Here is an 829-nt window from a genome sequence, read left to right as displayed (position 1 = left end):
CTGGACAAGAGCCCGGACGATGCCGCCATTACCCGCGCCATCATCGACATGGCCCACAGCCTGAAGATGAACGTAATCGCCGAAGGGGTAGAAACCGAAGACCACCTGAGCATTCTGCGCGACATGCATTGCGACAGCATCCAGGGCTACCTGATCAGCCGCCCGGTGCCGGAAAACGAGTTACTGGAATTGCTACACACCCAGGCCTATAGACAGCAGTTGAAAGTTGACAATTGATAGTTGACAGCTGCGCGGAACAGGGCTGTTTTGTCTGAAATAAAAGAGGCCGCGCTCAAACTTTGGGCGCGGCCTCTACGGTTTCAAAACATGACGTGCTGCGGCGTGTCGCTGTCAACTGTCCACTATCAACTGTCAACTGATCCCAGCAGCTCCAGCGTCTCCTCCGCCCGAAAATACCCTTCCAGGTGCCGACGCAGCCACGCCTCCAGCAGCCCTTCGCTCTGCAGCTTGGCCATCACTGGCGGCAGGAAGCGGCGGGCATCATCAAGCATCAGCTCGCGGGTGACGCCCAGCTCATCCAGCAGGCCAGTGAGGCTGGTATCACCATATTTATCGAAAAACGCCTGCACGCCCGCTTCCAGCATGGCATTGAAGTAATCCGTGTGGCGCAGATCCCGCCAGTACTCGAACACGATCACGAACAGCTCCTGAATATCCTCGCTGCTCACCAGTTCCTTCAGGTCCGCCACCGGGCGCTGGGAAAAGTCCTGCCAGCCCACCTTCACCAACTCGCGCAACTCATCCAGGTTCTCGTCGCGATACAGGTACGGATCACTCAACAATTGCTCCGTGCGACGCAGTAACCATT

General features: G+C 57.3%; 1 protein-coding gene and 1 pseudogene. One reads left to right on the top strand and one right to left on the bottom strand.

Annotated features, from left to right (window positions below):
• A partial coding sequence (locus A3730_RS08345) for an EAL domain-containing protein (RefSeq protein ID WP_156501080.1) occupies window positions 1-237 on the top strand: 237 nt, incomplete at its 5' end.
• Between the two features lie 128 nt (window positions 238-365).
• Here A3730_RS08345 and A3730_RS08340 read toward each other — a convergent pair.
• Window positions 366-829: pseudogene (locus A3730_RS08340) on the bottom strand (hypothetical protein); the annotation flags it as partial.

The sequence above is a fragment of the Alcanivorax sp. HI0044 genome, from assembly GCF_001634945.1.
This window is presented reverse-complemented; position numbering and strand designations above follow the sequence as displayed.